Genomic DNA, 24,221 nt, shown 5'->3' with positions numbered 1-24,221 from the left:
TCAGGGTCTGTCTTTTCTCCCTCCGCTGCTGTCCAATACCTCCTGACCCATGACACTCCACAGGGGAGGGCACCTCAGAGGTGAACGGCAGACGGAGATCCAAGAGATCCAGAGCGGCGGCGCTGACGGCGGCCGTCGCGGCGATCGGCGCCACCGCGCTCATACCCGCGAGCGCGGCACAGGCCCAGCAGACGTCCGGAAGCGCGGCGAACACCGCACACCCGGCACCGCAGTCCGCGCCGGCCCAGCCCGGCGCACCGGGGGGAAGCCGGGACGGGCACAGCGAGGACAACCTCAGGGGCCCGTTCGACAAGGCGCAGGACAAGAAGCGTCAGGCCGCGCTCCAGCAACTGGCACAGGGTGACGCCAAGAAGGTGCAGCGGAAGGGCTCCGAGGTCGTCAAGCTCGACGACGGCAAGTACGTGGAGCTCGCACGCGAGAAGACGGACAAGATCTTCACCATCCTCGTCGAGTTCGGCGACAAGGTCGACGACAAGTACGGCGGCGACCCCGGCCCCGTGCACAACAAGATCCCGGCGCCGGACCGCGACAAGGACAACTCCACTTACTGGAAGAAGGACTTCAACAGGGAGCACTTCCAGAAGACGTACTTCTCCGGCGACACCGAGGACTCGGTCAAGAGCTACTACGAGAAGCAGTCCTCCGGCCGCTACTCCGTCGACGGCACCGTCTCCGACTGGGTCAAGGTCGACTACAACGAGGCCCGTTACGGCTCCAACTACTGCGGCGACACCAACTGCCCGACCGTGTGGGACGCGATACGCGACGGCGTCGAGAAGTGGGTCGAGGACCAGAAGGCCGCCGGCAAGAGCGACGACGAGATCGCGGCCGCGGTCAAGGACTACGACAAGTGGGACCGCTACGACTTCGACGAGGACGGCGACTTCAACGAGCCCGACGGCTACATCGACCACTTCCAGTTCGTGCACGCCGGTGAGGACGAGTCGGCCGGCGGCGGAGCCGAGGGCGAGAACGCGATCTGGGCGCACCGCTGGTACGCGTACGGCAGCGACGCCGGCAGGACCGGCCCCGAGAACAACAAGGCGGGCGGCACCCAGATCGGCAAGAGCGGCATCTGGGTCGGCGACTACACCGCCCAGCCGGAGAACGGCGGACTCGGCGTCTTCGTCCACGAGTACGGGCACGACCTGGGCCTGCCCGACCACTACGACACCACCGGCGAGGGCGAGAACTCCGTCGGCTTCTGGTCGATCATGTCCGTGGGCTCCTGGCTCAACAAGGGCAAGGACGCCATCGGCGACTCCGCCGGCGACATGAGCGCGTGGGACAAGCTCCAACTCGGCTGGCTGGACTACGACAAGGCCACCGCGGCCACCAAGTCGCAGCACACGCTGGGCACGCACTCGTACCAGACGAAGAAGAAGCAGGCGCTGGTGGTGGAGTTGCCCGAGAAGGACGTCACCACGACCATCACCAAGCCCGCCGAGGGCGAGAAGCAGTGGTGGAGCGGCAGCGGCGACGATCTGCGCAACACCCTTTCCCGCAGCGTGGATCTGACGGGCAAGTCCAAGGCCTCGCTCGACCTCAAGGGCTGGTGGGACATCGAGGAGAACTACGACTTCCTCTACACCGAGGTCTCCGAGGACGGCGAGAACTGGACGCCGATCGACGGCACGGCCGACGGGAAGCCCATCCCGCGCGACGGAAGCGACCAGCCCGGGCTGACCGGAGTGTCGAAGTCGTACCGCGATCTCTCCTTCCCCCTCGACGACTTCGCGGGCAAGAAGATTGATGTTCGCTTCCGTTATCTGACGGATGGTGGGGTCGCCCAGAAGGGCTTCGCGGCGGACGCGCTCAGCGTCACCGCCGACGGCAAGAAGATCTTCGAGGACGGCGCCGAGGGCGACAGCGACAACGGCTGGGAGAAGAAGGGGTTCTCGCGCATCGGGGAGTCCTTCACGAAGCCCTATCCGCAGTTCTACATCGCCGAGAACCGCAACCACGTCTCCTACGACAAGTCGCTGAAGTACGGCCCGTACAACTTCGGTTGGGCCTCCACGAAGCCCGACTGGGTCGAGCGCTACGCGTACGAGAAGGGGTTGCTCGTCTGGCTCTGGGACACCTCTCAGCTGGACAACAACGTCTCGGCGCACCCGGGGCAGGGCCTGATCCTGCCGGTGGACGCGCACGCGAAGCCGGAGAAGTGGGCGGACGGCAAGCCGCTCCGCAACCGCATGCAGGCCTATGACTCGCCATTCGGCCGTTACTCGACGAAGGGGATCACTCTCCACAACGACGGCGAAGCGGTCGAGATCCAGCCGAAGAAGGGCGTCTCGGTCTTCGACGATCACAACGGAACGTACTGGTACAAGTCGAACCCCACACAGGGGGTCAAGGTGCCGGACACGAACACCCAGATCAAGATCGTGAAGCAGCCCCGCTCGGGCAAGACGATCACCCTCCAGGTGAGACCTTCCACAAATTAATTTGCATCGTTGCAGGTCAAAACATGATCGGCCGTCGCCCCTCTGGCGGGCGGCGGCCGATCGCGTTTAGATGCCTGTGACGGGCCTCTGCGGAGGTCCACCGGAACAGTCTCGCGGGGGTGTTGTTGATCATGGCTGGAGGCGGATTCGCCCAGCTGCCGGACGGGAGCGTGATCGTCGCGCTGACCCTTCCGGTCCCGGCCCAGCGCGCAGCCAGGCGTGCGGAGCCGGATACGGGGGCGACCACGGACGCGGGCCCGGACCCGGCCACGGAAGGCCGGCAGCCGGGCCCCGTACGGCAGGTACAGGAGCAGGGCCGCAGGGGCGGCCCGTACGACGGCCTCATGCCGGAGCCGCGCCGCTGGTCCGCCCATGCGGACGAGGCGCACACGGTGCGTGCCGTGACGGCCAGGCACGGCGACGAGCCGCGCGTACGCGTGCTCGTGCACTCGCTGAACCGGGCCCGCGCCCTGACCAGGCTGCGGAACCTGGGCATGCGGGCGGTCTATCTGCGGGGCAACGCGGAGCCGCCGACCGCCGACGAGATCACGGCCGTGCTGCACCACCCCGACGGGCTGGTGTGGCGGGCGACGCCCGGCGACGACCGGGAGTCGTGGCACCCGATCGAGGCCCTGCTGCGGCCCACGGACAGGGTGCACACGGGCTAGGCCGAGCGGCGGGACGCGAACCCGGGAGGCTGCCCGGGAGACTGCCCGCGAGACGGCCCTGGGGGCCGACTCTGGAGGGGGCCCGGCCCGCGGGCTCTACGCCTCCCGCAGGACCGGCGTGCCGGAGAGCACGACGCCCGCGTCGCGCATCTCCTCCAGCGCGTTCTGCGTCGTGACGGGCGCGACGCCCGCCGTGAGGTTCAGCAGGACCTGCGTGCGGAAGCCCTCGGAGGCGGCGTCGAGCGCCGTCGCGCGCACGCAGTGGTCGGTGGCGATGCCGACCACGTCGACCTGCTCCACGTCCCGCCGGCGCAGCCAGTCCGTCAGCGGCGTGCCGTTCTCGTCCGTCCCCTCGAAGCCGCTGTAGGCGGCGGAGTACGAGCCCTTGCTGAAGACCGCGTCGATCGAGCCGGCGGCGACGGCGGGCGCGAAGTTCGGATGGAAGCCGATGCCCTCCGTGCCCGCGACGCAGTGGGGCGGCCAGGAGTGCTTGAAGTCGGGGTTCGACGCGAAGTGGTCGCCCGGCTCGATGTGGTGGTCGCGGGTCGCGACGACGTGATTGTATCCGGCGGAGGCGTCGCCGATGAGATCGGTGATGGCGGCGGCCACATCCGCACCCCCGTTGACCCCGAGGCTTCCCCCTTCACAGAAGTCGTTCTGCACGTCTACGACGATCAGTGCCCGGTGCATGGGGAGCCTTTCGGAGGACGGGGGCTTCGGGGAGGGGCGGTCGGCACGACCCTAGAGAATCGGCCGCCGTCGTGGGAGGTCCCACGCACACCTGTCACACGTACTCCGTCGGCAACACCGGCTCGCCGCGTGAGAGTTGCATCGCCGACATCGGAAGTCCCGCGAGCGCTCGCTTGTGCCGGTCGCGCGCGGCGTCCAGCGGCTCGCGCGCGACGGTCTCACCGCCGCGCACGAGCTGGACGTGCAGCAGACGGTCCCTCAGCTCCTCCGGCACCGCGCCCGTGCCGACGACCTCGGCCTCGGCGACGCCGTCCTCGCCGGGCCTGCGCGCGGCCCATTTCGCGCCGCCCGCCGAGGTCTTGCCGCCCATCGACTTCTTGGCGACGGGGCGCAGGGGCGCGTCCCGGTCGTCCGACGCGGCGCGCGCGACGAGCTTGTAGACCATCGCGCAGGTGGGGTGGCCGCTGCCGGTCACCAGCTGGGTGCCGACCCCGTACGCGTCGACGGGCGCCGCCGCGAGCGAGGCGATCGCGTACTCGTCGAGGTCGCTGGTGACGACGATCCTCGTGCCGGTCGCGCCGAGTTCGTCGAGCTGGCTGCGGACCCGGTGGGCGAGGAGCAGCAGGTCGCCGGAGTCGATGCGCACGGCGCCCAGTTCAGGTCCTGCGATCTCCACGGCGCTGCGCACCGCCTCGGCGACGTCGTAGGTGTCGACGAGCAGGGTCGTACCGCTTCCGAGTGAGCCGACCTGTGCGGTGAAGGCGTCGCGCTCGCTGTCGTGCAGCAGCGTGAAGGAGTGCGCGCTCGTCCCGACGGTGGGGATGTCGTAGCGGAAGCCGGCCGCGAGATCGGACGTGGAGGCGAATCCGCCGAGGTAGGCGGCGCGCGAGGCGGCCACGGCCGACAGCTCGTGCGTGCGCCGGGCGCCCATCTCCATCAGCGGCCGCCCGCCCGCGGCGACGGCCATGCGGGACGCGGCGGCGGCGACCGCCGAGTCGTGGTTGAGGATCGAGAGGACGACGGTCTCCAGCAGCACGCACTCCGCGAAGCTGCCCTCCACCCGCATCACGGGCGAGCCGGGGAAGTAGACCTCGCCCTCGGGGTAGCCGAGGATGTCGCCGCCGAAGCGGTAGCCGGACAGCCAGTCGAGGGTGCGCTCGTCGACTATGTGCTGCTCGCGCAGGTACTGGAGCACCTGGTCGTCGAAGCGGAAGTTCTCCACCGCGTCCAGCACCCGGCCGGTGCCGGCGACGACCCCGTACCGTCTGCCCTCGGGCAGCCGCCGCGCGAACACCTCGAAGGCGCACCGCCGTTCGGCCGTCCCGGCCCGCAGTGCGGCCTGGAGCATGGTGAGTTCGTACTGATCGGTGAAGAGTGCCGTCGACGGCACGGCCACCGGCAGTCCCCTGTCGGCCACGGTCACGTGAACTCCCTTGCTTCGGCGTGCCCCCGGGGGAGGGGCGGGGCGGCTTCCGAGCGTACAACAGATCTCGTCAGTGTGACGATATCGCTCGTGGTCGTTTGGCCACGCGACGCCCCTGAGTGGCAGCATGGGACCCGTGAGTGTTGCCCCTACGGAGATCGAACGCCCCGAGCAGGCCGAGGCGCCCGTCGAGGTGCCCGAACCCGACGTGCCCTGGGCGACGATCGTGCACAACGACCCGGTCAACCTCATGAGCTACGTGACCTACGTCTTCCAGAGCTACTTCGGCTATCCGAAGGACAAGGCGAAGAAGCTGATGATGGACGTCCACCACAAGGGCCGGGCGGTCGTCTCCACCGGCAGCCGCGAAGAGATGGAGCGCGACGTGCAGGCGATGCACGGCTACGGCCTCTGGGCCACCCTTCAGCAGGACCGCTGATGGCGGGCCACTTCGAAGCCACCGGCGACGGAGGCGCGGCCATCGCCCTGGACGAGGTCGAGATCTCGATCCTGCGCAGCCTCGCCGTACAGCTGCTGGAGTTGATCGGCCCCGGCGACGAGCCCGCCGACGGCGAGGACCCGTTGACGGCCATCCTCTCCGAAGGGCCGAGCGAGCCGCCCTCCGATCCGGCACTGGCCAGGCTCTTCCCCGACGCCTACGGCGGCGGCCCGGACTCCGAGCCCGACGCGGAGGGCGCCGAGGAGCGCCGCGCCTCCGCGGAGTTCCGGCGCTTCACGGAGAACGATCTGCGCGCCCGCAAGCGCGAGGACGGGCTCGCGGTCGTGCGCGCCCTGGACTCCCTCACGCCCGATCCTTCGAAGGGCGCGGGCGGCACCTCCGGCGCGGTGCTCACGCTCAAGCCGGAGGAGTCCAAGCAGTGGCTCGGCGCGCTCAACGACCTGCGGCTGGCGATCGGCACGCGCCTCGAAGTCACCGACGACGATGACAGCAGCGAGCTGTACGCGCTCCCTGACGAGGACCCCCGCAAGCCCATGGTGATGGCCTATCTGTGGCTGGGCGGCCTCCAGGAGACCCTCGTCGAGACGCTGCTTCCCTAGGGTCCCCGGGCCGGGCCCCGGGCGGGCCCCCGCTCGGGCTCGTGGAGGAGTCTCCGCAAGAGCCGCGCCCCGTCGGCCCGTTGCGCCGCGTGCGCCCGGCCCGCCCGCCGCCGCGGTCCCCTGAACGGATGGCATCTGCCCGCCGGTGCCCGTCCTGTGCCCGGCCCTCCGCGTCCGCGCGGACATGATGTGGCTCCGTCCGAAGAACGCCCGGACGTCCTGAACACCCGTCATGTCCCGGTGCGCGCCCTCTGCCTGCGCCGGCACGGAGACGCCGAGAACGACAAGAAAGCAGGGCACCCATGGCCTCCGAGCAGGTCGACGACCGCGGCGCACCGCGCGGCACCACACAGGCACCGGCCGGCGGCGCCGCTCCGCCCGAGGAGGGTTACCGGCGCGGCCTCGGCAGCCGCCAGATCCAGATGATCGCCATCGGCGGCGCGATCGGCACGGGCCTCTTCCTCGGTGCGGGCAAGGCCATCACCAAGGCCGGCCCGAGCCTCATCCTCGCCTACGCCGTGGCCGGCACCGTCATCTACTTCATCATGCGGGCGCTGGGCGAACTGCTCATGTACCGCCCGGTCTCGGGCTCCTTCTCCGAGTACGCGCGGGAGTTCCTCGGGCCCTTCTTCGGCTTCGCGACGGGGTGGACGTACTGGCTCTTCTGGGTCGTCACCGGCATCACCGAGGTCACCGCGGCGGCGACGTACGTGCAGTTCTGGTGGCCCGCCGTGCCGCAGTGGGTCTCCGCGCTCGTCTTCACGCTCGTCCTGTACGGCGCGAACCTGATCTCGGTGAAGATCTTCGGGGAGCTGGAGTTCTGGTTCTCGATGATCAAGGTCACCGCGATCATCGGCATGATCCTCATCGGCGTCGGCGTCCTCACCCTCGGCTTCTCCGACGCCGGCGACACCGCCTCCGTGTCGCTGCTGTGGGCGGACGGCGGCTTCTTCCCGGAGGGCGTCGGCGGGACGCTGATGACCCTCCAGATCGTGATGTTCTCCTTCCTCGCCGTGGAGCTCGTGGGCGTCACTGCGGGCGAGTCCGTGAATCCGCAGCAGGCGCTGCCGAGGGCCGTCAACACCGTCCCGTGGCGCATCGCGCTGTTCTACATCGGCGCGCTGACGGTGATCCTCTCCGTGGTGTCCTGGACGGCGTTCGAGCCCGGCACCAGCCCGTTCGTGGCGGCCTTCGGGAAGATCGGCCTGCCGGCGGGCGCGGCGATCGTCAACTTCGTGGTGCTCACGGCGGCGCTCTCGTCCTGCAACTCGGGCATGTACTCCACGGGCCGCATGCTGCGCGACCTCGCGCTGAACCGGCAGGGCCCGAAGCTGTTCACCAGGCTCACCGGCAACGGGCTGCCGCTGCTGGGCACGAGCGTCTCGGCCGCGCTCATGACGGCCGGCGTCTGGATCAACTACCAGTGGCCGTCGAAGGCGTTCGACTACGTCGTCTCCTTCGCCACCATCTCCGGCATGTGGGCGTGGATCATGATCCTCGCCGCTCACATCCGCTACCGGCGGGCCGCCGACCGCGGGCGGCTGCCGCAGTCGGCGTTCAAGGCGCCGTGCGCCCCGTACGCGAGCTGGCTCTCGCTGGGCTTCATCGGCGCGGTGATCGTGCTGATGGGCTTCGACCCCGACTCGCGCGTATCGCTGTACGGGGCTCCCGTGTGGGCGGTGGGCCTCGTCGTCGCGTACTTCGTGATCAAGGCACGCGACCCGGAGACGTTTCTGCGCGAGGGGAGCGCGGCGATCGCGGGGAAGGGCACGGACGCGCCGAGGAGCAAGAGCAAGAGGGAGAGGAAGGGGAAGGGGAAGGGTCTCGACGGGCGGTGACCGGTGCGCGGACGACGCCCCCGGCGGCCGCCCGCGCGGGCCCGCATATCCTTCCCGTCATGCTGACCATCACCCAGGAGCTGCACGACAAGATCGTCGCCCACGCCCGCAAGGACCACCCGGACGAGGCGTGCGGCGTCATCGCGGGCCCCGCGGGTCAGGGCCGCCCGGAGCGCTTCATCCCGATGCTCAACGCCGCGCGCTCCCCGACGTTCTACGAGTTCGAGTCGGCCGATCTGCTGCGCCTGTACCGGGAGATGGACGACCGGGACGAGGAGCCCGTCGTCATCTACCACTCGCACACCGCCACCGAGGCGTACCCCTCGCGCACCGACATCAGCTACGCCAACGAGCCGGGCGCCCACTACGTGCTGGTCTCCACCGCCGAGTGCGGCAACGACGAAGGCCCCTTCTCGTTCCGGTCCTTCCGCATCGTGGACGGCGAGGTCACCGAGGAGGACGTCGAGATCGTGGACGGGCACGAGTCCGAGTGAGGCTCGCGGGCCCGGTTGCCGCAGGCCAGGCCGCGCCGAACGCCATGTGGGACGTTCGCGTCCGCATCATGGGACGTACATCCGGTCGCCGCCTGGGGAATCGTTACGATGAGCCCATGGTTGTCCACGACGTGAGTGCTTCTCCGAAGTCGCGGGGCGCGCTGCTCGTCGGGCGCCTGCACGTCGATCTGTGCCGTCTCGCCAGCGCACTGGGGACTCCCCGGCGCCGCGCGCACGCCCGCGCCTGACCGTGCCGCCGGCCCGCTCCGGCACTGCCCGCCGGCACGGCGACGGCGGACCGGCACCGCCGATCTCCCGTACGCGTGAGCGCGCCGCCCCGGAACCGCCCGCACACCGTCCTGCCCGCCTCCCACCCACAGGAGCTTCCATGGCCATCGAGGTCCGCATCCCGACCATCCTCCGCACCTACACCGACGGCGAGAAGTCCGTCTCGGGCGAGGGCGGCACGCTCAAGGAGCTCTTCGACGACCTGGAGAGCCGCCACGCGGGCATTCAGGACCGGCTCGTCGACGGCGGCGAGCTGCGCCGCTTCGTGAACGTCTACCTCAACGACGAGGACGTCCGCTTCCTCGACGGCATCAGCACCAAGCTCAGCGACGGCGACAACGTGACGATCCTCCCCGCGGTCGCCGGCGGAGCGGGCGCGCTCGCACGCAACGGAACGCGCTGATGCGCTACGACTCCCCGATCGACGCGGTCGGCGACACCCCGCTCGTCCGGCTCCCGCGGCTGTCACCGTCGGAGGAGGTGCGCATCTGGGCGAAGCTGGAGGACCGCAACCCGACGGGCTCCATCAAGGACCGCCCGGCCCTCTACATGATCGAACAGGCCGAGAAGGAAGGCCGGTTGACGCCCGGCTGCACCGTCCTGGAGCCGACCTCCGGCAACACCGGCATCTCGCTCGCGATGGCGGCACGCCTCAAGGGCTACCGCATCGTGTGCGTCATGCCGGAGAACACCAGTGAGGAGCGGCGCCAGTTGCTCGCCATGTGGGGAGCCGAGATCATCTCCTCGCCGGCGGCGGGCGGTTCGAACACGGCCGTGCGCGTAGCCAAGGAGATCGCCGCGCAGAACCCGGACTGGGTGATGCTCTACCAGTACGGCAACCCCGGCAACTCCGCCGCGCACTACGCCTCCACGGGCCCCGAGATCCTCGCCGACCTGCCGTCCGTCACGCACTTCGTGGCGGGCCTCGGCACCACGGGCACCCTGATGGGCGCGGGCCGCTATCTGCGCGAACAGCGCCCCGGCGTCCAGATCATCGCCGCCGAACCGCGCTACGACGACCTGGTCTACGGCCTGCGCAACCTCGACGAGGGCTTCGTGCCCGAGCTCTACGACGAGTCCGTGCTCACCGGCCGCTTCTCCGTCGGCTCCGAGGACGCGGTGCGCCGCACCCGCGAACTCCTCGCCGAGGAGGGCATCTTCGCGGGCGTGTCCTCGGGCGCCGCGCTGCACGCCGCGGCCGGGGTCGCGCGCAAGGCCCAACAGGCGGGCGAGAGCGCCGACATCGTCTTCGTCGTCGCCGACGGCGGCTGGAAGTACCTCTCCACCGGCATCTACACGGCCGAGACCACCGACGCCGCGGTCGAGGCGCTCCAGGGCCAACTCTGGGCCTGAGCCGCCGAGTTCACGCCGTAACCGACCGCGGTGCACCGATCGGTACGGCGCGGCGCGTACGCGATGGGTCCCGCGTCACTGGTCGTCCGTCACCTGCCGTCCGTCACCGGTCGTCGTCGCCGGAGAGATGACGCACCTGCGCCCACGTGTCCTGATCGATCTCTCCGGCCCGCTGCCCGAACTCGCCGAGCGCCACGTCCCACGCCTCGTCCGTGCACAGCGCCGTCACCCGGCCCGGCGCGTCCGCGACCGTCCCCGGAGGCAGCGCCAGCCTCGTGCGCGACGACTCCGGAAGCCGGTATTCGCCCTCGCGGTACGGGCGTTCCGCGCTGACCCGCGCGACACGGGCCCGGTCGATGCGTACCGCGAGCACCAGAACCAGCAGCGGCTCACGCGTCCACCAGATCTCACCGGGCCGCGGCCCCCGGTCCGGAAGCGGCACGTCCCGCCGCGGGCGGCGGCGGCTTCCGGAGCGCGAGAACGGGCGGCCGAGCCGCGCACCCCCGTCGACCAGCGCCGCCACAAGTGACAGCGCCACGACGGCGCCCAGCGCCAGCCACCACCAAGTGTCCACGCCCGCTTCGCCTCCAGGACCCTCGCAGACCTTCGCACGGCAGCGCGCCGCAGCACCGCACAGATTGCCGACCGTACCCCGCGCTGGTGATTCCGCCCACACCAGCACGCTCTTGAGTCCAAACGCGGCACCCAGCGGCTTACGCTCGAAAAACCCCACAGCCGCCAACGGAGGTTCCCCCTTCATGAAGCTCACCGTCGTCGGCTGCTCCGGGTCGTTCCCGTCGGCGGAGTCGGCATGTTCGAGCTATCTCGTCGAGGCCGACGGATACCGGCTCCTCCTCGACATGGGCAACGGCGCACTCGGCGAGCTCCAGCGCCACATCGGGCTCTACGACCTCGACGCCGTCGCGCTCAGCCACCTCCACCCGGACCACTGCATCGACATGTGCGGCTACTTCGTGGCGCGCTACTACCGCCACGAGGGCGGACGTTGCGAACCGATCCCGGTCTACGGGCCGCGCGGCACCGAGCGGCGGCTGACCGTCGCGTACGGGGACACCCCGTCCGAGTCCGCCATGAGCGAGGTCTTCGACTTCCGCGATCTGACGGCGGGCGGCACCTTCGAACTGGGCCCCTTCACCGTCCGTACGGAAGAGGTCTCGCATCCCGTGGAGTCCTTCGCGTTCCGCGTGACGCACCGGGAAAGCGGCAAGACGCTCGTCTACTCGGGTGACACGGGACCGTGCGGGCCGCTGAAGGAGCTCGCGCGCGGCGCCGGTCTCTTCCTGTGTGAGGCGTCCTTCACGGACGGCAAGGAAGCCATCCCCGACCTGCATCTCACCGGCCGCGAGGCCGGGGCGTGCGCGCAGGAGGCGGGCGTGGCCCGGCTGGTCCTCACGCACGTTCCGCCGTGGACCGACGCGAAGGTCAATCTGCGGGACGCCAAGGAGGTCTTCGAGGGCCCCGTGGAGCTGGCCAGGCCGGGCGCGGTCTACGAGCTGTAGCGGCGCCTACCTGGCCTGACTCCCTGCGTACGTACGGGCACCGTCGCGCCCGCCGCCCGCGGGTGCGGGCAGCGGGCGCGACGGTTTCCGGCGGCCTCGGACAGGTTCTTCAGGTACGGGCGCGCGTCCTGTCCTGGTCCTCGTCCCCGTCGTCGCGGCCGCGCTGCGAGCCCTGTGTCTGCGGGCTCTGCCGGTCCTGGCGGTGCTGCGGGCCGGGGGCGCTCTGCGTGTTCCGCTCGGCCTTCTCGATGGAGACGGGCTGCTCCTCCTTGTCCATGTCCTTGTCCGTGACGGTGTCCGCGACCGCCACCGGCACACCCTCGCCGATCTGGCCCTTGTTGGTCGCGGGTTCCGGCTCCCGGTCCCGCTCGCGCTCGCGCTCCTGCTCGTCCGGCTCCGGCGCCTCGCGGCCGGGCGTGGGCAGGTCGAACTTGACGATCGCGAAGCGGAAGACGGCGTAGTAGACCACCGCGAAGACCAGGCCCAGGAGCATCAGGCCCCACGGGTTGGTGGCGATGCCCAGGTTGAGCATGAAGTCGATCGCACCGGCCGAGAAGCCGAAGCCGTCCTTCATGCCCATCGCCCACGCCACGGCCATCGAGATGCCGGTCAGCACCGCGTGGATCGCGTACAGCAGCGGCGCGATGAACATGAACGAGAACTCGATGGGCTCCGTCACGCCCGTGATGAAGGCGGTGAGGGCGAGGGAGATCATCAGGCCGCCGACGACCTTGCGCCGCTCGGGCCGCGCGCAGTGGTACATCGCGAGGCACGCCGCCGGCAGCGCGAACATCATGATCGGGAAGAACCCCGTCATGAACTGGCCCGCGCTGGGGTCGCCCGCGAGGAAGCGCGCGATGTCACCGTGCTGCCCCTTGAACGATCCGGCCTGGAACCACGGGAACGAGTTGAGCAGGTGGTGCATGCCGATCGGGATCAGCGCCCGGTTGGCGACGCCGTACACACCGGCCCCCGCGGCTCCCGACCCGACGAGCCACGCGCCGAAGTCGTGCAGCCCCGTGCCCAGTACGGGCCAGATGTAGCCGAAGATCACGCCGATGATCAGGCCCGCGAACGCGGAGAGGATCGGCACGAGACGGCGGCCGCCGAAGAAGCCCAGCCAGTCCGGGAGCTTCTTGCGGTAGTAGCGCTGGTAGAGCAGGGCGACGACGATGCCGATCACCACGCCGCCGAGCACGCCGGCGTCCACCGGAGGTGCCGCGGTGCCCACCTTGCCGTCGATGACCTTCTCGACAGGGGGCAGGTTGCCGTCCTTGAAGGCCCCGAGCACGTTCTTGAAGACGAGATAGCCGACGACGGCCGCCAGGGCCGTCGATCCGTCGGACTTGCGGGCGAAGCCCACGGCGATGCCCACGGCGAACAGCAGCGGCATGTTGTCGATGAGCGCCGAGCCGCCCTTGGCGAGGAACTGGGCGATGCGGTTCAGGGCGTCCGGGAAGTTCGGGCGGCCGAGCATGTCGGGCTGGCCGAGCCGGACCATCAGTGCCGCTGCGGGCAGGGTGGCGATCGGGAGCATGAGGCTGCGGCCGATGCGCTGGGCGACAGCCATCGCCCCGGAGCGCCGGCCCGTCTTCTGGGCCTCGGTAGCCGTGGTCATGGGCTTCCTCCAGTGGTCTGCGGGAGGTCGGACCGTTCGGAGCAGACCCCGTAATGGTTTAGACCTCTTGTAGCACGCGTGCAGCAGTACGGAAAGCGCAGTTCGTTCCCGTAAGGGCGGATATGTACCCGTGTTGAGGAGTTCTGCTTCCCCGGCTTCACCGGTGGGCCCGCTCCGGCGAAGCCGGGGGCACCGCCCGGCCGGGTCCGCGGAGGCGAGGGCGGCCGGTTGGCCCATACTGGTGTAGACCTCGGTCTTCCCGGGGTGTACTGGCGCGGCAGGTGGGCGGCGCCGGAGAGCGGGAGAAAGACATGAGCAGCAAGGCCGAAAAGATCGTCGCCGGGCTCGGCGGACTCGACAACATCTCCGAGATCGAAGGCTGCATCACGCGTCTCCGCACCGAGGTCGCGGACCCCGGCCTCGTCGACGAGGCCGCACTGCGGGCCGCGGGCGCGCACGGCGTGGTGAAGATGGGCTCGGCCATACAGATCGTCATCGGCACCGATGCCGACCCCGTCGCGGGGGAGATCGAAGACATGATGTGACGCCCGTCCGGCGCCCGTTGAGGCCGCCGGGCCCTCGGCGTGCGCGGAAGGCACGCGGCGCACGGGCACCGGGAAGCGTGAACGCCCTTGCCCCGAACGGGCGTTCACGGTCCGGGCCCGTCGGTGCCGTCGGACCCGTCGGCGTCCCGCGCGGCCGCGGGCGGACGGCACCACTTCGATCAACACCCTTTAGGCTCGCCCCATGACTCGTATCGACGGCCGTACGGCTGACCAGTTGCGTCCCATCACCATCGACCGCGGCTGGAGCAAGCACGCCGAGGGATCCGTTCTGATCTGCTTCGGCGACACCCGGGTGCTGTGCACCGCCAGCGTCACCGAAGGGGTGCCGCGCTGGCGCAAGGGAACAGGCGAGGGGTGGGTCACCGCGGAGTACGCGATGCTGCCGCGCTCCACGAACACCCGCGGCGACCGCGAGTCCGTACGCGGCAAGATCGGCGGCCGCACACATGAGATCTCCCGGCTGATCGGGCGCTCCCTGCGGGCCGTCGTCGACTACAAGGCGCTCGGGGAGAACACCGTCGTACTCGACTGCGACGTCCTCCAGGCCGACGGCGGCACCCGCACGGCCGCGATCACCGGCGCGTACGTCGCGCTGGCCGACGCCGTCGGCTGGGCGCAGGAGAACAAGCTCATCAAGACCAAGGCGCGGCCGCTGACCGGCACGGTCGCGGCGGTCAGCGTCGGCATCGTCGACGGGGAGCGGCTGCTGGACCTGTGCTACGAGGAAGACGTGCGCGCCGAGACGGACATGAACGTCGTCTGCACCGGAGACGGGCGCTTCGTCGAAGTGCAGGGCACCGCCGAGGGGGAGCCGTTCGCGCGCGACGAACTCGACGGGCTGCTCGACCTGTCGGTCAAGGGCTGCGGCCAGCTCGACGCCGCGCAGCGGAAGGCGCTCGGCGACTGAGCCGGGCCGCACGGCCCCCTACCCGTCGGGCCTCCAGGGGCCGAGCTGCGAACTCGCAGCGTACGGCGACCAGTTGGGGCGGGGGAACTTTGCGTGTGCTTTACGCGTCATACGGGGTACGGGCCGCGCGGGTCATACCGCGCGGCCCGTCCACTGACAAAGGAAGCAGAGGTCCCTGTGCGTCGTTCACCCGTGCTCGCCGTCCTCGGCACCGCCGCGCTCGCCGCCACCGTACTGACAGGCTGCAGCGCCGTGGACAAGGCGGTCAGCTGTGCCAACACCGCCGTCACCGTCGCCGAGGCCGCCGACGATCTCCAGCGGGCCGTCTCGGGTGCGTCCGAGGACCCGGCGCAGGCGCAGGAGTCGATAGACCGCATCGAGAAGAACCTGAAGAAGATAGACGACAGCACGGGCGCCGCGGACGTCGACAAGGCGGTCGACCACATGAACACCGCCGTCGAGGACGCGGGCAAGGCCGTCGACGCCGGGCGCGAGCCGGACGTCCGTCCTGTGGGCAAGGCGGCGGACGAGCTGTCGAAGGTCTGCACGGGCTGACGGCAGGCGGAGCAAGGGGCGGCGAGCCGGATCACCGGCTCGCCGCTCTTCTTGGTGGGCGAGGGGCGGGGGAGCGGGAGGGGGGTAGGGCGGAGCGATGACAGATAACAGATGACGGAAATTGTCAGCCGGCCCCGCTCACGCTCCCGCGCCCACTCCGGCGCCGCGCCCCCCTCCGCCCCCTCCACGCACTCAGCCCGTGACCAGGTTGACCACCGTGTAGATCACAAGTCCCGCCAGGGAGCCCACGACTGTGCCGTTGAGGCGGATGAACTGGAGGTCCCGTCCGATGTGGGCCTCGATCTTCTTCGACGTGTGCTCCGCGTCCCAGCTCGCGACCGTCTCCGTGATCAGCGACGTGATCTCGTCGCGGTACGCGGTGACCACGTGCACCGCGGCGTCCTCGATCCAGCCGTCGATCTTGCCGCGCAGCCGCCCGTCCGCGGCGGCACGCTGACCCAGCGACAGCAGCGACGCCCTTGCCCGTACGCGCAGTTCGCTGCGCTCGTCCTCCGCCGCGGCGACGATCATCGAACGCACCGAGTTCCAGGACGAGGAGATCAGGTCCTGCACCTCGCCGCGGCCGAGCACGTCGCTCTTGAGCCGCTCCACCCGCTCCCGCGTCTGCGGATCCGACCGCAGGTCCGCCGCGAAGTCCGTCAGGAAACGGTCGATGGCGCCGCGCGCGGGATGCTCCGGCATGTCCCGCATCTCCGTCACGAAACGCAGCAACTCCCGGTAGACGCGGTCGCCGACGCGGCGGTCGACGAAGCGGGGCGTCCAGCCCGGAGCGCCGCCGGTGACGGCCTCCATCACCGAGTCGCTGTGCTGCTCCAGCCACTCGGCAGCCCGCGCGCACACCAGATCCACCACGCGCCGGTGGCCCTGGTCGGCCACGACCCTCTCCAGCATCGAGCCCAGCCCGGGGGCGATCTCCTGGGCGTCGGCCCGGCGCGTGATCGCCTCGCCCACCACGGCCTGCACATCGGAGTCGCGCAGCACGGCGAGAGCACCACGCAGCGCGGTGGAGAGCTCGGAGGTGACCCGGTCCGCGTGCTCCGGCTCGGCGAGCCAGGAGCCGAGCCGTCCCGCGATGCCCACCGCCCTGAGCCGGGAGCGCACGACGTCGCTGGAGAGGAAGTTCTCCCCGACGAACTCCCCGAGCGTGTAGCCGAGTTGATTCTTCTTGGTCGGGATGATGGCCGTGTGCGGGATGCGCAGCCCGAGCGGATGCCGGAAGAGCGCCGTCACCGCGAACCAGTCCGCGAGCGCACCCACCATTCCGGCCTCCGCGGCTGCCGCGATGTAGCCGCTCCAGGCGCCCGCGCCCTCGTGCTGCGCCCACTTGGCCAGTACGAAGACCGTCGCCATCAGCAGCAGCGCGCCCGTCGCGATCCTCTTCATCCGGCGGACGCCGCGGCTGCGCTCCTCGTCGGCCGCGGTGAACGTGCCGAGGGGGCCGGGGCTGGGGGGACGGCGCCCGCCGGCCGGGCCGGAGCCCCCCGTCCGTGACCCTGCCCCGTTGCCTGCGCCTGTGCCCGTACGCGCTTCCGTGCGCGCCCCGGATGAGCCCGAAGGGCCCGAAGTGCCGCCGCCCGCACGGCCGTTGGGGCCCGGGTCCGCCGACCGCGCCGCCGCCTTCCCGCCTGTGATTGCTCTCACTCCGCCGGCGTTTCCGGCCGCGGCCTCGCCCGCTTTTCCCTGATCCATCCACTCCACCGTTCGGCCAGTCCCCCCTACAGTGTCCCAAGGTGCCTGACAGGTGGAACGAAGCCCGGACATTCGGCGTCTGTCACTGCGGACGACCAAGCTGTCGCCCCCGGCCCGGCCGCCCCCAGGGCAAGGCCTCGCCGCGATCGTGGGATCATTTCACCGCGACCACTCGGAGCCTCGGCGGCTCCGCCTGCCCGAGGAGATACACCGAGCGTGACCAGAAACATGGGCTATGCCTTGCTGGCTGGTCTGGCGGCGATCGTCGTGCTTGTCTCGACCGCCGTCTTCATCGGCGTCGGCAGTGACGACGCCAGCCTGGACGACATCACGCAGGGCACCGGTGACTCCGCGTCCCCGGCCTCCTCGGGCAACTGGGTCGGAACCTGGTCGGCGTCGGCCGTGGCAGCGGAGCCCAACACCCGCAAGGGCTACGCCAGGATGTCGATACGCAACGTCGTCCACACCTCCGTGGGCGGATCCGGCGCCCGCATCACGCTCTCCAACCTCTACGGCACCAGGCCCCTCACCATCTCGCACGCGACGCTTGCCCTCGCCGCCGCGCCCAGCAACCCGACGGCCGCGTCCGGGACCATGCGCCGGCTGACCTTCGGCAACTCCCGTACGGTGACCATCCCTCCGGGACGCAAGGCCACCAGCGACTCCGTGCGGCTCAACGTCCCGCACGCCGCGGACCTCCTCGTCACCACCTACTCCCCGAAGGCGTCGGGGCCGGTCACCTACCACCCCTACGCGCGTCAGACCAGTTACGTCGCGCGGGGCGACAAGGCCGAGGAGACCTCGGGCACGGCCTTCACCCAGCAGAGCCCGTACTGGCGTTACCTCACCGCTGTCGACGTGTGGACCAACCAGACGCGCGGCGCCGTCGCCGTGCTCGGCGATTCCATCACCGACGGCATCACCTCCAGCCCCGGCGCCAACCGCCGCTGGACCGACTTCCTCGCGGAGCGGCTGCGCACCGAACGCGAAGCGCCCCGCTACAGCGTGCTCAACGGCGGCATCAGCGGGAACCGCGTCCTCGTCGACGGCCCCCGCTACTCGCCCAACAACGGCCCCAGCGGCCTGACCCGCATGCAGCGGGACGTGCTCTCCCGCTCCGGCGTCAAGGCCGTCGTCATCGAGATGGGCCTCAACGACATCATCAAGCCGCCCAGGCAGCGCGACCCGCGCCGGATCGTCGACGGTCTGCGGCAGATGGTGAAGTACGCGCACGCGCGCGGCCTGCGCGTCATCGGCGGCACCCTCACGCCCTTCGGCGGACACCGCGGCTACCAGCGGCAATTGGACGACATACGCCAGCAGGTCAACGAGGAGATCCGCTCCGGCAAGGTCTTCGACTCCGTCGTCGACTTCGACGCGGCACTGCGCGACCCCGCCAACCCCAACCGGCTGCGTCCCGCCTACGACTCGGGCGACCATCTCCACCCCAGCGACAACGGGTTCCGCGCGATGGCGGAGGCGCTCGACCTGAAGCTGCTGAAGGGCTCGTCGCCGGCCAGGACGTAGTAGGCCCGCCGGGCTCCCCGCTGCACGGCCGTGTGCTTCCGCCGCCGTTCAACTCGCCCCGTACATACGGGCGATGACGTCCTCGATGTCCGGCTCCCGCACCGAGAGATCGACCAGCGGATAGCCGTCCGCGATCCGCGAGACGATCGGAGCGGCGCTCGCCGACGCGGGGAAGGCGAGCCACTGGCGCGGACCCTCGGTGCGTACGGTCCGCGCCCCCTCGATCCCCTCGATCGGCGGCAGTTCGCGTTCGAGGTCGACCACGAGCGTCCGCTCGCTCTCGCCCACCTCGTGCAGCCCCGCCAGCGCGCCGTCGTACATCAGCCGCCCGTGGTCGATGACCATGACCCGCTTGCACAGCTGCTCGATGTCGGTGAGGTCGTGCGTCGTCAGCAGTACGGTCGTGCCCTCGGCCGCGTTGAGATCGCCGAGGAAGCGGCGCACCGTCGCCTTGCTGACGACGTCGAGCCCGATGGTCGGCTCGTCCAGGTACAGCACGTCCGGGTCGTGCAGCAGCGCCGCCGTGATGTCGCCGCGCATGCGCTGCCCCAACGACAGTTGCCGCACGGGGACTTCGAGCAGCCCGCCCAGGCCGAGGAGCTCCACGCACCGCTCCAGGTTGGCGCGGTAGCGGGACTCGGGGATGCGGTACATGCGGCGTACGAGGGCGTAGGAGTCGCGCAGCGGCAGGTCCCACCAGAGCGTCGTGCGCTGGCCGAAGACGACGCCTATGCGGCGCGCGAGCCTGGTGCGCTCACGTGACGGGTCGATGCCCGCGACGCGCAGCCGCCCGCGGCTGGGCGTCAGGATGCCGGTGAGCATCTTGATCGTGGTCGACTTCCCGGCGCCGTTCGGCCCGATGTAGCCGACCATCTCGCCGCGCGCGACGCCGAAGGAGATGCCGTCGACGGCACGCACCTCGTGCCGTTCGCGGCGCAGCCTTCCCGCCTTGCGGCGCACCTGGAAGACCTTCTCCAGGTCTTCCAGCACGATGAAGTCGTCGGTCATCTCTCCCGGTTCCCCTCCCGCTCGTCGTCCCGCACGTCGTCCCGCCCCGTCGTGCTCGTCCCGTCGTGCTCGTCCCGTCCCTGTGCGGCGCGCAAGCGCGGCCCTTCAGCTGCCCGTGCTCCGGTACGCCCGCAGCCCCGCCCGCCACGCCAGCCCGGCCAGGGCGCAGCAGGCCGCCGCCACCGCCGGCGCCGCGAAGTCCACCCAGCCCGGCAGCCCCAGCGGATCGTCGCGGCCCAGCAGATGCAGCGCGGGAAGCCAGTTGACGAAGGCGAGCGGAACCACGAACGTCACCCCGCGCACCAGGTCCTTCGCGAAGACCGTGGGCGGGTACTCCAGCAGCGTCGCGCCGCCGTAGGTGAAGGAGTTCTGCACCTCCGCGGCGTCCTGCGCGAGGAACTGGAACGCGCCGCCCACCACGAACACCGCGCCGAAGATCGCCGCACCGCTCGCCACCGCCGTCGCCAGCAGCAGCGGCGCCCAGAGCCCGCCCTCCAGCCGCAGGCCGCTCAGCGCCCAGCCCAGCACCAGCACGCTCTGGAAGATCCGCCCCAGCCGCCGCAGCGCGAACCGGTCGGCGGCGACCTGCGCCAGAGCCGGAACGGGGCGCACCAGCATCGTGTCCATCGTCCCGTCCCGTACGCGCGTGCCCACGCGGTCGAAGGACCCCAGGAGCAGATCGGCGAGGCCCAGGGACGTCGCGGACATGCCGTACAGCAGGGCCACCTCGTGGAGCGAGAAACCGGCGAGGGAGTCGACGTGGGAGAACATGATCATGATGGCGACGAAGTCGAGCACCGACGAGACGAAGCTGCCCGCGGCCATCAACACGAACGACGTCCGGTAGACCATCGTCGAGCGCACCCACATCGCGGCGATGAAGCAGTACCCGCGCACGCCCCAGCCCAGCCGCGCGAGGGCGCCCTCGGCTCCTGCCTCTGTCCCCGCCTCGGTCCCTGCCTCTGCCTCTGCCTTTGTTCCTGCGCCTGTTACTGCGGCTGCGCCTGCGCGCGAGCGCCCGCCCGGCCCCGCGGGACAGGCCGCCGCGGCTGCGTCTGCCCGTACGACGTCCGCGCCGGGCTCCGGTTCGAGCGGCGCCTCAGCCACCCTGGACCACCACCTTCCGCGTGGCCAGCGACTGGAGCGCCCTTCCGGCGGCCAGCAGCACCGCCGCCCACATCGCCTGGAAGGCGAAGGCCCTGAGCACCCCGGCCCCCTCGTACTCGCCGAGCAGCACGTCCGCCGGGACCTGCATCGTCGCCGCCCACGGCAGCAGGCGCACCACCTCGCCGAAGGCGCCCGGGAAGACGCTCAGCGGCAGCAGCATCCCCGAGAAGAAGATGCTCAGCAGAGTGCTCAGCATGTTCAGCCCCGTGCCGTCCAGCAGCCAGAACGCGCTCAGCGCGAAGAGATAGCGCAGCCCGAAGCCCGTGACGATGCCGAGCGTGACGGAGACGAGGAACGCGAGCCACACCAACGGCGAGGCGGGCAGGGCCAGTTCGAAGACGAGCGCGCCGAAGACCACCGGCGCGATCCCGCGGCCCAGCAGATGGAAGCCCGCCCGGCCGAGGTCGGCCGCCAGCCACCACAGCTGGAGATCGGCGGGCCGGTAGAGATCGACGGCGACGTCTCCCGTACGGATGCGCTCCTGGAGCTCCTCCTGGAAGCCGCCGCCGATGAGCGCCGCCGCGGCGAGCATCGCCTGGCCCGTCCACACGAAGGTCAGGGCCTGTGACTCGTCGTAGCCGCCCAGGTGCGGACGCTCGCTCCACAGCGCCGTGAAGGTGTAGGCGAGGATGAACCCGAAGACGGTGTTGGTGAAGACTCCAGCCGCTGTCGCGATCCGGTAGGTGGCGTATCGGCGGAAGCTGCCCCTGAAGACAGCGAAATAGACGCCTCGCAGGCGCATCCTTTTGAAGCCTTTCTCCGTCTATCCCAGTAGTGCTTCCTTGTTGCTTTCTCACGATTGGGAAACGAGGGAGCCTAGCTCACCCGGGAAGCGGGCAGCCAACGAATATTCGCGTGCGCGGTCGCAGGTCCGCGGCACGTACAGTGACGGGGCCGCGCTCGCGTACGACCGACCCCGGTGAGCAGGACGTTCGAGCCAGGCGCTGACGACCATTGGGCGTTATGACCGAATCGCCCGAATTCGGAACAGGGGTCCGAGGAGAGATGAGCGACGAGCCGAAAGCAGCGGCGTACGGCGGGAGGCCGAGGACGGGCCTGCGCCGGCTGATCCCCACCTGGCGGTGGACGCTGGGCGGCGCCATGATCGTGCTCGTCCTGGGCTGCGGCGTACTCGTGGCCGGCTACCTCCTGGTGAACATCCCCCCGGCGAACGCCGCGGCCTCCGCCCAGACCAACGTCTTCCTCTACTCCGACGGCTCCCAGATCGCCCGCGACGGCGAGGTCAACAGGGAGAACATCGACCTCGCCCAGGTCCCCAAGAGCGTGCAGGAGGCCGTACTGGCCGCCGAGGACCGGGAGTTCTACCAGGAGTCCGCGATCGACCCCAAGGCCATGCTCCGCGCGGGCTGGAACATGGTCACCGGCGGCGGAAAGCAGTCCGGCTCCACGATCACGCAGCAGTACGTCAAGAACTACTACCTCAACCAGGACCAGACGCTCACCCGCAAGGCCAAGGAATTCTTCATCGCGCTGAAGCTGGACAACGAGGTGAGCAAGAGCGACATCCTCGAGGGATACCTCAACACCAGCTATTTCGGCCGCAACGCCTACGGCATCCAGGCCGCCTCCCAGGCCTACTACGGCAAGGACGTCGGCGAACTCAGCACCGCACAGGGCGCCTACCTCGCCGCCCTCGTCAACTCGCCCAACGCCTACGACACCGAGGCACACCCCGAGAACCGCGAACGTGCCGTCGCCCGCTGGCACTACGTGCTCGACGGCATGGTCAAGAAGAGCTGGATAAGCCAGGCCGAACGCGACGAGATGAAGTTCCCCCGGCCCGGCCGCGCCAAGCCGGCCACCGGCATGTCCGGGCAGCGCGGCTACCTCGTCGAAGCCGTCAAGAACTACCTGATCAGCAACGAGATCATCGACGAACGCCGCCTCGCCGCCGGCGGCTTCCGCATCACCACCACCCTCGACCCCAAGCGGCAGACGGCGATGCGCGAAGCCGTCGAGAAGCGGCTGATGTCCAAGCTCGACAAGGACCGAAAAGCCGACAAGTACGTGCGCGCGGGCGGCACTTCGGTCGACCCGAAGACGGGGAAGATCGTCGCCATGTACGGCGGCATCGACTACACCAAGCAGTACGTCAACAACGCCACCCGCCGCGACTACCAGGTCGGCTCCACCTTCAAGCCGTTCATCTTCACCTCCGCCCTGGCCAACGACGCCAAGACGCAGGACGGCCGGATCATCAACGCCCGCACCGTCTACGACGGCACCAACAAGCGCGAAGTGATCAGCGACGGCCAGGGCACCGACTACGCCCCGGAGAACGAGGACAAGAAGTCCTACGGCCAGATCCCCGTCTCCCAGGCCATGAACAAGTCCGTCAACTCCGTCTTCGCGCAGATGGGCGTCGACGTCGGCCCCAAGAAGGTCAAGCAGACCGCCGTCGACCTCGGCCTCCCCGAGAAGACCCCCAACATGCCCGACGACGGCTCCATCGCCCTCGGCGTCGCCACCGCCTCCACAACCGACATGGCCGAGGCGTACGCCACGCTCGCCAACCACGGGAAGCGCGGCCATTACAGCCTCGTTGAGAAGGCCACGCACGGCGGCGAGGTCATCGACCTGCCCGAGCGCGACGTCTCCGAAGAGGTCGAGCGCAGCGCCGCCGACTCCACAACGGCCGTACTGCGCAAGGTCGTTCAGGGCGGCACCGGTACCGCCGCACAGAGCGCCGGACGCCCCGCCGCCGGCAAGACCGGCACCGCCGAGGAGGACAAGGCCGCCTGGTTCGCGGGCTACACCCCCGAACTCGCCACCGTGGTCAGCGTGATGGGGCAGAACTCGCAGACCGGCGTGCAGAAGCCCCTCTACGGAGCCGCAGGGCAGAAGCGCATCAACGGCGGCGGCTTCCCCGCCGAGATCTGGGGCGACTACACGAAGGCCGCACTCAAGGGCGAGCCCGTACGCGACTTCGACCTCGAGACGGGAGGCGACGCCGACATCCCCGGCACCACGCCCCCGGACAGCGACATCCCGAGCACGCCGCCCACCGACGGCGGCCCCGGCACCACCGAACCGCCGACCACGGGCCCCACCACACCGCCGACCGACCCGGGCACGCCCACCCTTCCGCCCACGGATCCGCCCACGGATCCGGGCACACCACCGACGGGCGGCGAGATCGGCGGCGACACGAACGGACAGGACGGCGGTGCGAACAACGGCACGTCGGGCGACCCCGGAGGGGGCTGGCAGGGCGGCAACACCACGGGCCAACCGGCCTCCGCGGCCCGCCTGAACGAACCGGACGAGTGGGAGACCGTCGACTGACGGGACCGGCTGGGTGGTTGGATGACAGCGCCCAGAGACGCGGGCTCAGAGACACG

The 24,221-nt window shown here is 70.3% G+C and carries 22 protein-coding genes and 1 pseudogene; 15 read left to right on the top strand and 8 right to left on the bottom strand.

The features are described from left to right. Nucleotides 1-80 precede the first annotated feature (80 nt). Both QQM67_RS20910 and QQM67_RS20905 read left to right on the top strand, forming a co-directional pair. Nucleotides 81-2,468 carry an immune inhibitor A domain-containing protein gene (locus tag QQM67_RS20910; RefSeq protein WP_314175501.1) on the top strand — a complete coding sequence of 796 codons (2,388 nt, stop codon included), beginning with the start codon at nucleotides 81-83 and terminating at the stop codon, nucleotides 2,466-2,468. Between the two features lie 344 nt (nucleotides 2,469-2,812). Next, the gene (locus QQM67_RS20905) at nucleotides 2,813-3,136 is read left to right on the top strand and encodes a hypothetical protein (protein WP_314175640.1); all 324 of its coding nucleotides are present in this window, start codon (nucleotides 2,813-2,815) and stop codon (nucleotides 3,134-3,136) included. A gap of 96 nt (nucleotides 3,137-3,232) precedes the next feature. Here the strand turns inward: QQM67_RS20905 and QQM67_RS20900 are convergent, their stop codons facing one another. Further along, nucleotides 3,233-3,826: a nicotinamidase gene (locus tag QQM67_RS20900; protein WP_314175500.1), complete on the bottom strand. Its 594-nt coding sequence runs from the start codon at nucleotides 3,824-3,826 to the stop codon at nucleotides 3,233-3,235. A 94-nt stretch (nucleotides 3,827-3,920) separates the two neighbouring features. Beyond that, nucleotides 3,921-5,249, bottom strand: a complete 1,329-nt coding sequence (locus QQM67_RS20895) for a nicotinate phosphoribosyltransferase (RefSeq protein ID WP_314175499.1) — start codon at nucleotides 5,247-5,249, stop codon at nucleotides 3,921-3,923. A 127-nt stretch (nucleotides 5,250-5,376) separates the two neighbouring features. Between QQM67_RS20895 and clpS the strand changes: the two genes are divergently transcribed. From clpS to QQM67_RS20860, 7 genes are all read left to right on the top strand, one after another. Beyond that, complete coding sequence (gene clpS / locus QQM67_RS20890) at nucleotides 5,377-5,688, top strand: ATP-dependent Clp protease adapter ClpS (protein ID WP_314175498.1); 312 nt, start codon at nucleotides 5,377-5,379, stop codon at nucleotides 5,686-5,688. Then, a complete protein-coding gene (locus QQM67_RS20885; RefSeq protein WP_314175497.1) occupies nucleotides 5,688-6,308 on the top strand; it encodes a DUF2017 domain-containing protein in 621 nt (206 codons plus the stop codon). Before clpS ends, QQM67_RS20885 begins: the two co-directional genes overlap by 1 nt. A gap of 302 nt (nucleotides 6,309-6,610) precedes the next feature. Continuing rightward, complete coding sequence (locus QQM67_RS20880) at nucleotides 6,611-8,146, top strand: amino acid permease (RefSeq protein ID WP_314175496.1); 1,536 nt, start codon at nucleotides 6,611-6,613, stop codon at nucleotides 8,144-8,146. Between the two features lie 59 nt (nucleotides 8,147-8,205). Further along, entirely contained in the window at nucleotides 8,206-8,640 is a 435-nt protein-coding gene (locus QQM67_RS20875; protein WP_314175495.1) for a M67 family metallopeptidase, read from the top strand. 116 nt (nucleotides 8,641-8,756) lie between these two features. Next, complete coding sequence (locus QQM67_RS20870; protein ID WP_314175494.1) at nucleotides 8,757-8,888, top strand: putative leader peptide; 132 nt, start codon at nucleotides 8,757-8,759, stop codon at nucleotides 8,886-8,888. Between the two features lie 140 nt (nucleotides 8,889-9,028). Beyond that, entirely contained in the window at nucleotides 9,029-9,331 is a 303-nt protein-coding gene (locus QQM67_RS20865; RefSeq protein WP_314175493.1) for a MoaD/ThiS family protein, read from the top strand. Then, on the top strand, nucleotides 9,331-10,281 hold the full coding sequence (locus tag QQM67_RS20860) for a PLP-dependent cysteine synthase family protein (protein WP_314175491.1): 951 nt from the start codon (nucleotides 9,331-9,333) through the stop codon (nucleotides 10,279-10,281). The genes QQM67_RS20865 and QQM67_RS20860 overlap by 1 nt, the downstream gene beginning before the upstream one ends. Before the next feature lie 103 nt (nucleotides 10,282-10,384). Here QQM67_RS20860 and QQM67_RS20855 read toward each other — a convergent pair whose 3' ends face one another. Continuing rightward, nucleotides 10,385-10,855 (bottom strand): type II toxin-antitoxin system PemK/MazF family toxin, encoded by a 471-nt coding sequence (locus QQM67_RS20855; protein WP_314175490.1) that lies wholly within the window; start codon nucleotides 10,853-10,855, stop codon nucleotides 10,385-10,387. Between the two features lie 184 nt (nucleotides 10,856-11,039). On the opposite strand from QQM67_RS20855, the gene QQM67_RS20850 reads away from it, so the two are divergent. Then, entirely contained in the window at nucleotides 11,040-11,801 is a 762-nt protein-coding gene (locus tag QQM67_RS20850; protein ID WP_314175489.1) for an MBL fold metallo-hydrolase, read from the top strand. A gap of 394 nt (nucleotides 11,802-12,195) precedes the next feature. Here QQM67_RS20850 and QQM67_RS20845 read toward each other — a convergent pair. Continuing rightward, nucleotides 12,196-13,419, bottom strand: a pseudogene (locus tag QQM67_RS20845) (PTS transporter subunit EIIC); the annotation flags it as partial. Nucleotides 13,420-13,730: 311 nt separating this feature from the next. Here QQM67_RS20845 and QQM67_RS20840 point away from each other — a divergent pair. The 3 genes from QQM67_RS20840 (at nucleotide 13,731) to QQM67_RS20830 (ending at nucleotide 15,447) form a co-directional block, all read left to right on the top strand. Further along, entirely contained in the window at nucleotides 13,731-13,964 is a 234-nt protein-coding gene (locus QQM67_RS20840) for a PTS glucose/sucrose transporter subunit IIB (protein WP_314175488.1), read from the top strand. A gap of 202 nt (nucleotides 13,965-14,166) precedes the next feature. Next, nucleotides 14,167-14,892, top strand: coding sequence for a ribonuclease PH (gene rph / locus QQM67_RS20835; RefSeq protein WP_314175487.1), 726 nt, complete (start codon nucleotides 14,167-14,169; stop codon nucleotides 14,890-14,892). A gap of 177 nt (nucleotides 14,893-15,069) precedes the next feature. Continuing rightward, nucleotides 15,070-15,447 (top strand): hypothetical protein, encoded by a 378-nt coding sequence (locus QQM67_RS20830; protein WP_314175486.1) that lies wholly within the window; start codon nucleotides 15,070-15,072, stop codon nucleotides 15,445-15,447. Nucleotides 15,448-15,639: 192 nt separating this feature from the next. On the opposite strand, the gene QQM67_RS20825 is transcribed toward QQM67_RS20830, so the two are convergent. Then, nucleotides 15,640-17,157 (bottom strand): DUF445 domain-containing protein, encoded by a 1,518-nt coding sequence (locus QQM67_RS20825; protein ID WP_314175485.1) that lies wholly within the window; start codon nucleotides 17,155-17,157, stop codon nucleotides 15,640-15,642. 228 nt (nucleotides 17,158-17,385) lie between these two features. Between QQM67_RS20825 and QQM67_RS20820 the strand changes: the two genes are divergently transcribed. After that, a complete protein-coding gene (locus QQM67_RS20820) occupies nucleotides 17,386-18,684 on the top strand; it encodes an SGNH/GDSL hydrolase family protein (RefSeq protein WP_314175639.1) in 1,299 nt (432 codons plus the stop codon). A 48-nt stretch (nucleotides 18,685-18,732) separates the two neighbouring features. Here QQM67_RS20820 and QQM67_RS20815 read toward each other — a convergent pair whose 3' ends face one another. From QQM67_RS20815 to QQM67_RS20805, 3 genes are all read right to left on the bottom strand, one after another. Next, nucleotides 18,733-19,692 (bottom strand): ABC transporter ATP-binding protein, encoded by a 960-nt coding sequence (locus QQM67_RS20815; protein WP_314175484.1) that lies wholly within the window; start codon nucleotides 19,690-19,692, stop codon nucleotides 18,733-18,735. A gap of 105 nt (nucleotides 19,693-19,797) precedes the next feature. Next, the gene (locus QQM67_RS20810) at nucleotides 19,798-20,562 is read right to left on the bottom strand and encodes an ABC transporter permease (RefSeq protein WP_314175638.1); all 765 of its coding nucleotides are present in this window, start codon (nucleotides 20,560-20,562) and stop codon (nucleotides 19,798-19,800) included. 229 nt (nucleotides 20,563-20,791) lie between these two features. Further along, nucleotides 20,792-21,601, bottom strand: a complete 810-nt coding sequence (locus QQM67_RS20805) for an ABC transporter permease (RefSeq protein WP_314175483.1) — start codon at nucleotides 21,599-21,601, stop codon at nucleotides 20,792-20,794. 263 nt (nucleotides 21,602-21,864) lie between these two features. On the opposite strand from QQM67_RS20805, the gene QQM67_RS20800 reads away from it, so the two are divergent. Continuing rightward, nucleotides 21,865-24,165, top strand: coding sequence for a transglycosylase domain-containing protein (locus QQM67_RS20800; RefSeq protein WP_314175482.1), 2,301 nt, complete (start codon nucleotides 21,865-21,867; stop codon nucleotides 24,163-24,165). Nucleotides 24,166-24,221: the final 56 nt, after the last annotated feature.

It is taken from the genome of Streptomyces winkii (assembly GCF_032248595.1).
Classification (GTDB): Bacteria; Actinomycetota; Actinomycetes; order Streptomycetales; family Streptomycetaceae; genus Streptomyces; species Streptomyces winkii.
The sequence above is the reverse complement of the archived record's forward strand: the minus strand, read 5'-3'. Positions and strand labels throughout refer to the sequence as shown.

Coding starts and splice junctions, on each gene's coding strand:
- QQM67_RS20840 (WP_314175488.1), top strand. CDS start 13,731: ATGAGCAGCAAGGCCGAAAAGATCGTCGCCGGGCTCGGCGGACTCGAC.
- QQM67_RS20800 (WP_314175482.1), top strand. CDS start 21,865: ATGAGCGACGAGCCGAAAGCAGCGGCGTACGGCGGGAGGCCGAGGACG.
- QQM67_RS20880 (WP_314175496.1), top strand. CDS start 6,611: ATGGCCTCCGAGCAGGTCGACGACCGCGGCGCACCGCGCGGCACCACA.
- QQM67_RS20875 (WP_314175495.1), top strand. CDS start 8,206: ATGCTGACCATCACCCAGGAGCTGCACGACAAGATCGTCGCCCACGCC.
- QQM67_RS20820 (WP_314175639.1), top strand. CDS start 17,386: ATGGGCTATGCCTTGCTGGCTGGTCTGGCGGCGATCGTCGTGCTTGTC.
- QQM67_RS20865 (WP_314175493.1), top strand. CDS start 9,029: ATGGCCATCGAGGTCCGCATCCCGACCATCCTCCGCACCTACACCGAC.
- QQM67_RS20850 (WP_314175489.1), top strand. CDS start 11,040: ATGAAGCTCACCGTCGTCGGCTGCTCCGGGTCGTTCCCGTCGGCGGAG.
- rph (WP_314175487.1), top strand. CDS start 14,167: ATGACTCGTATCGACGGCCGTACGGCTGACCAGTTGCGTCCCATCACC.
- QQM67_RS20870 (WP_314175494.1), top strand. CDS start 8,757: ATGGTTGTCCACGACGTGAGTGCTTCTCCGAAGTCGCGGGGCGCGCTG.
- QQM67_RS20900 (WP_314175500.1), bottom strand. CDS start 3,826: ATGCACCGGGCACTGATCGTCGTAGACGTGCAGAACGACTTCTGTGAA.
- QQM67_RS20810 (WP_314175638.1), bottom strand. CDS start 20,562: ATGTGGGTGCGCTCGACGATGGTCTACCGGACGTCGTTCGTGTTGATG.
- QQM67_RS20825 (WP_314175485.1), bottom strand. CDS start 17,157: ATGGATCAGGGAAAAGCGGGCGAGGCCGCGGCCGGAAACGCCGGCGGA.
- QQM67_RS20860 (WP_314175491.1), top strand. CDS start 9,331: ATGCGCTACGACTCCCCGATCGACGCGGTCGGCGACACCCCGCTCGTC.
- QQM67_RS20805 (WP_314175483.1), bottom strand. CDS start 21,601: ATGCGCCTGCGAGGCGTCTATTTCGCTGTCTTCAGGGGCAGCTTCCGC.
- QQM67_RS20815 (WP_314175484.1), bottom strand. CDS start 19,692: ATGACCGACGACTTCATCGTGCTGGAAGACCTGGAGAAGGTCTTCCAG.
- QQM67_RS20905 (WP_314175640.1), top strand. CDS start 2,813: ATGCCGGAGCCGCGCCGCTGGTCCGCCCATGCGGACGAGGCGCACACG.
- QQM67_RS20885 (WP_314175497.1), top strand. CDS start 5,688: ATGGCGGGCCACTTCGAAGCCACCGGCGACGGAGGCGCGGCCATCGCC.
- clpS (WP_314175498.1), top strand. CDS start 5,377: ATGGGACCCGTGAGTGTTGCCCCTACGGAGATCGAACGCCCCGAGCAG.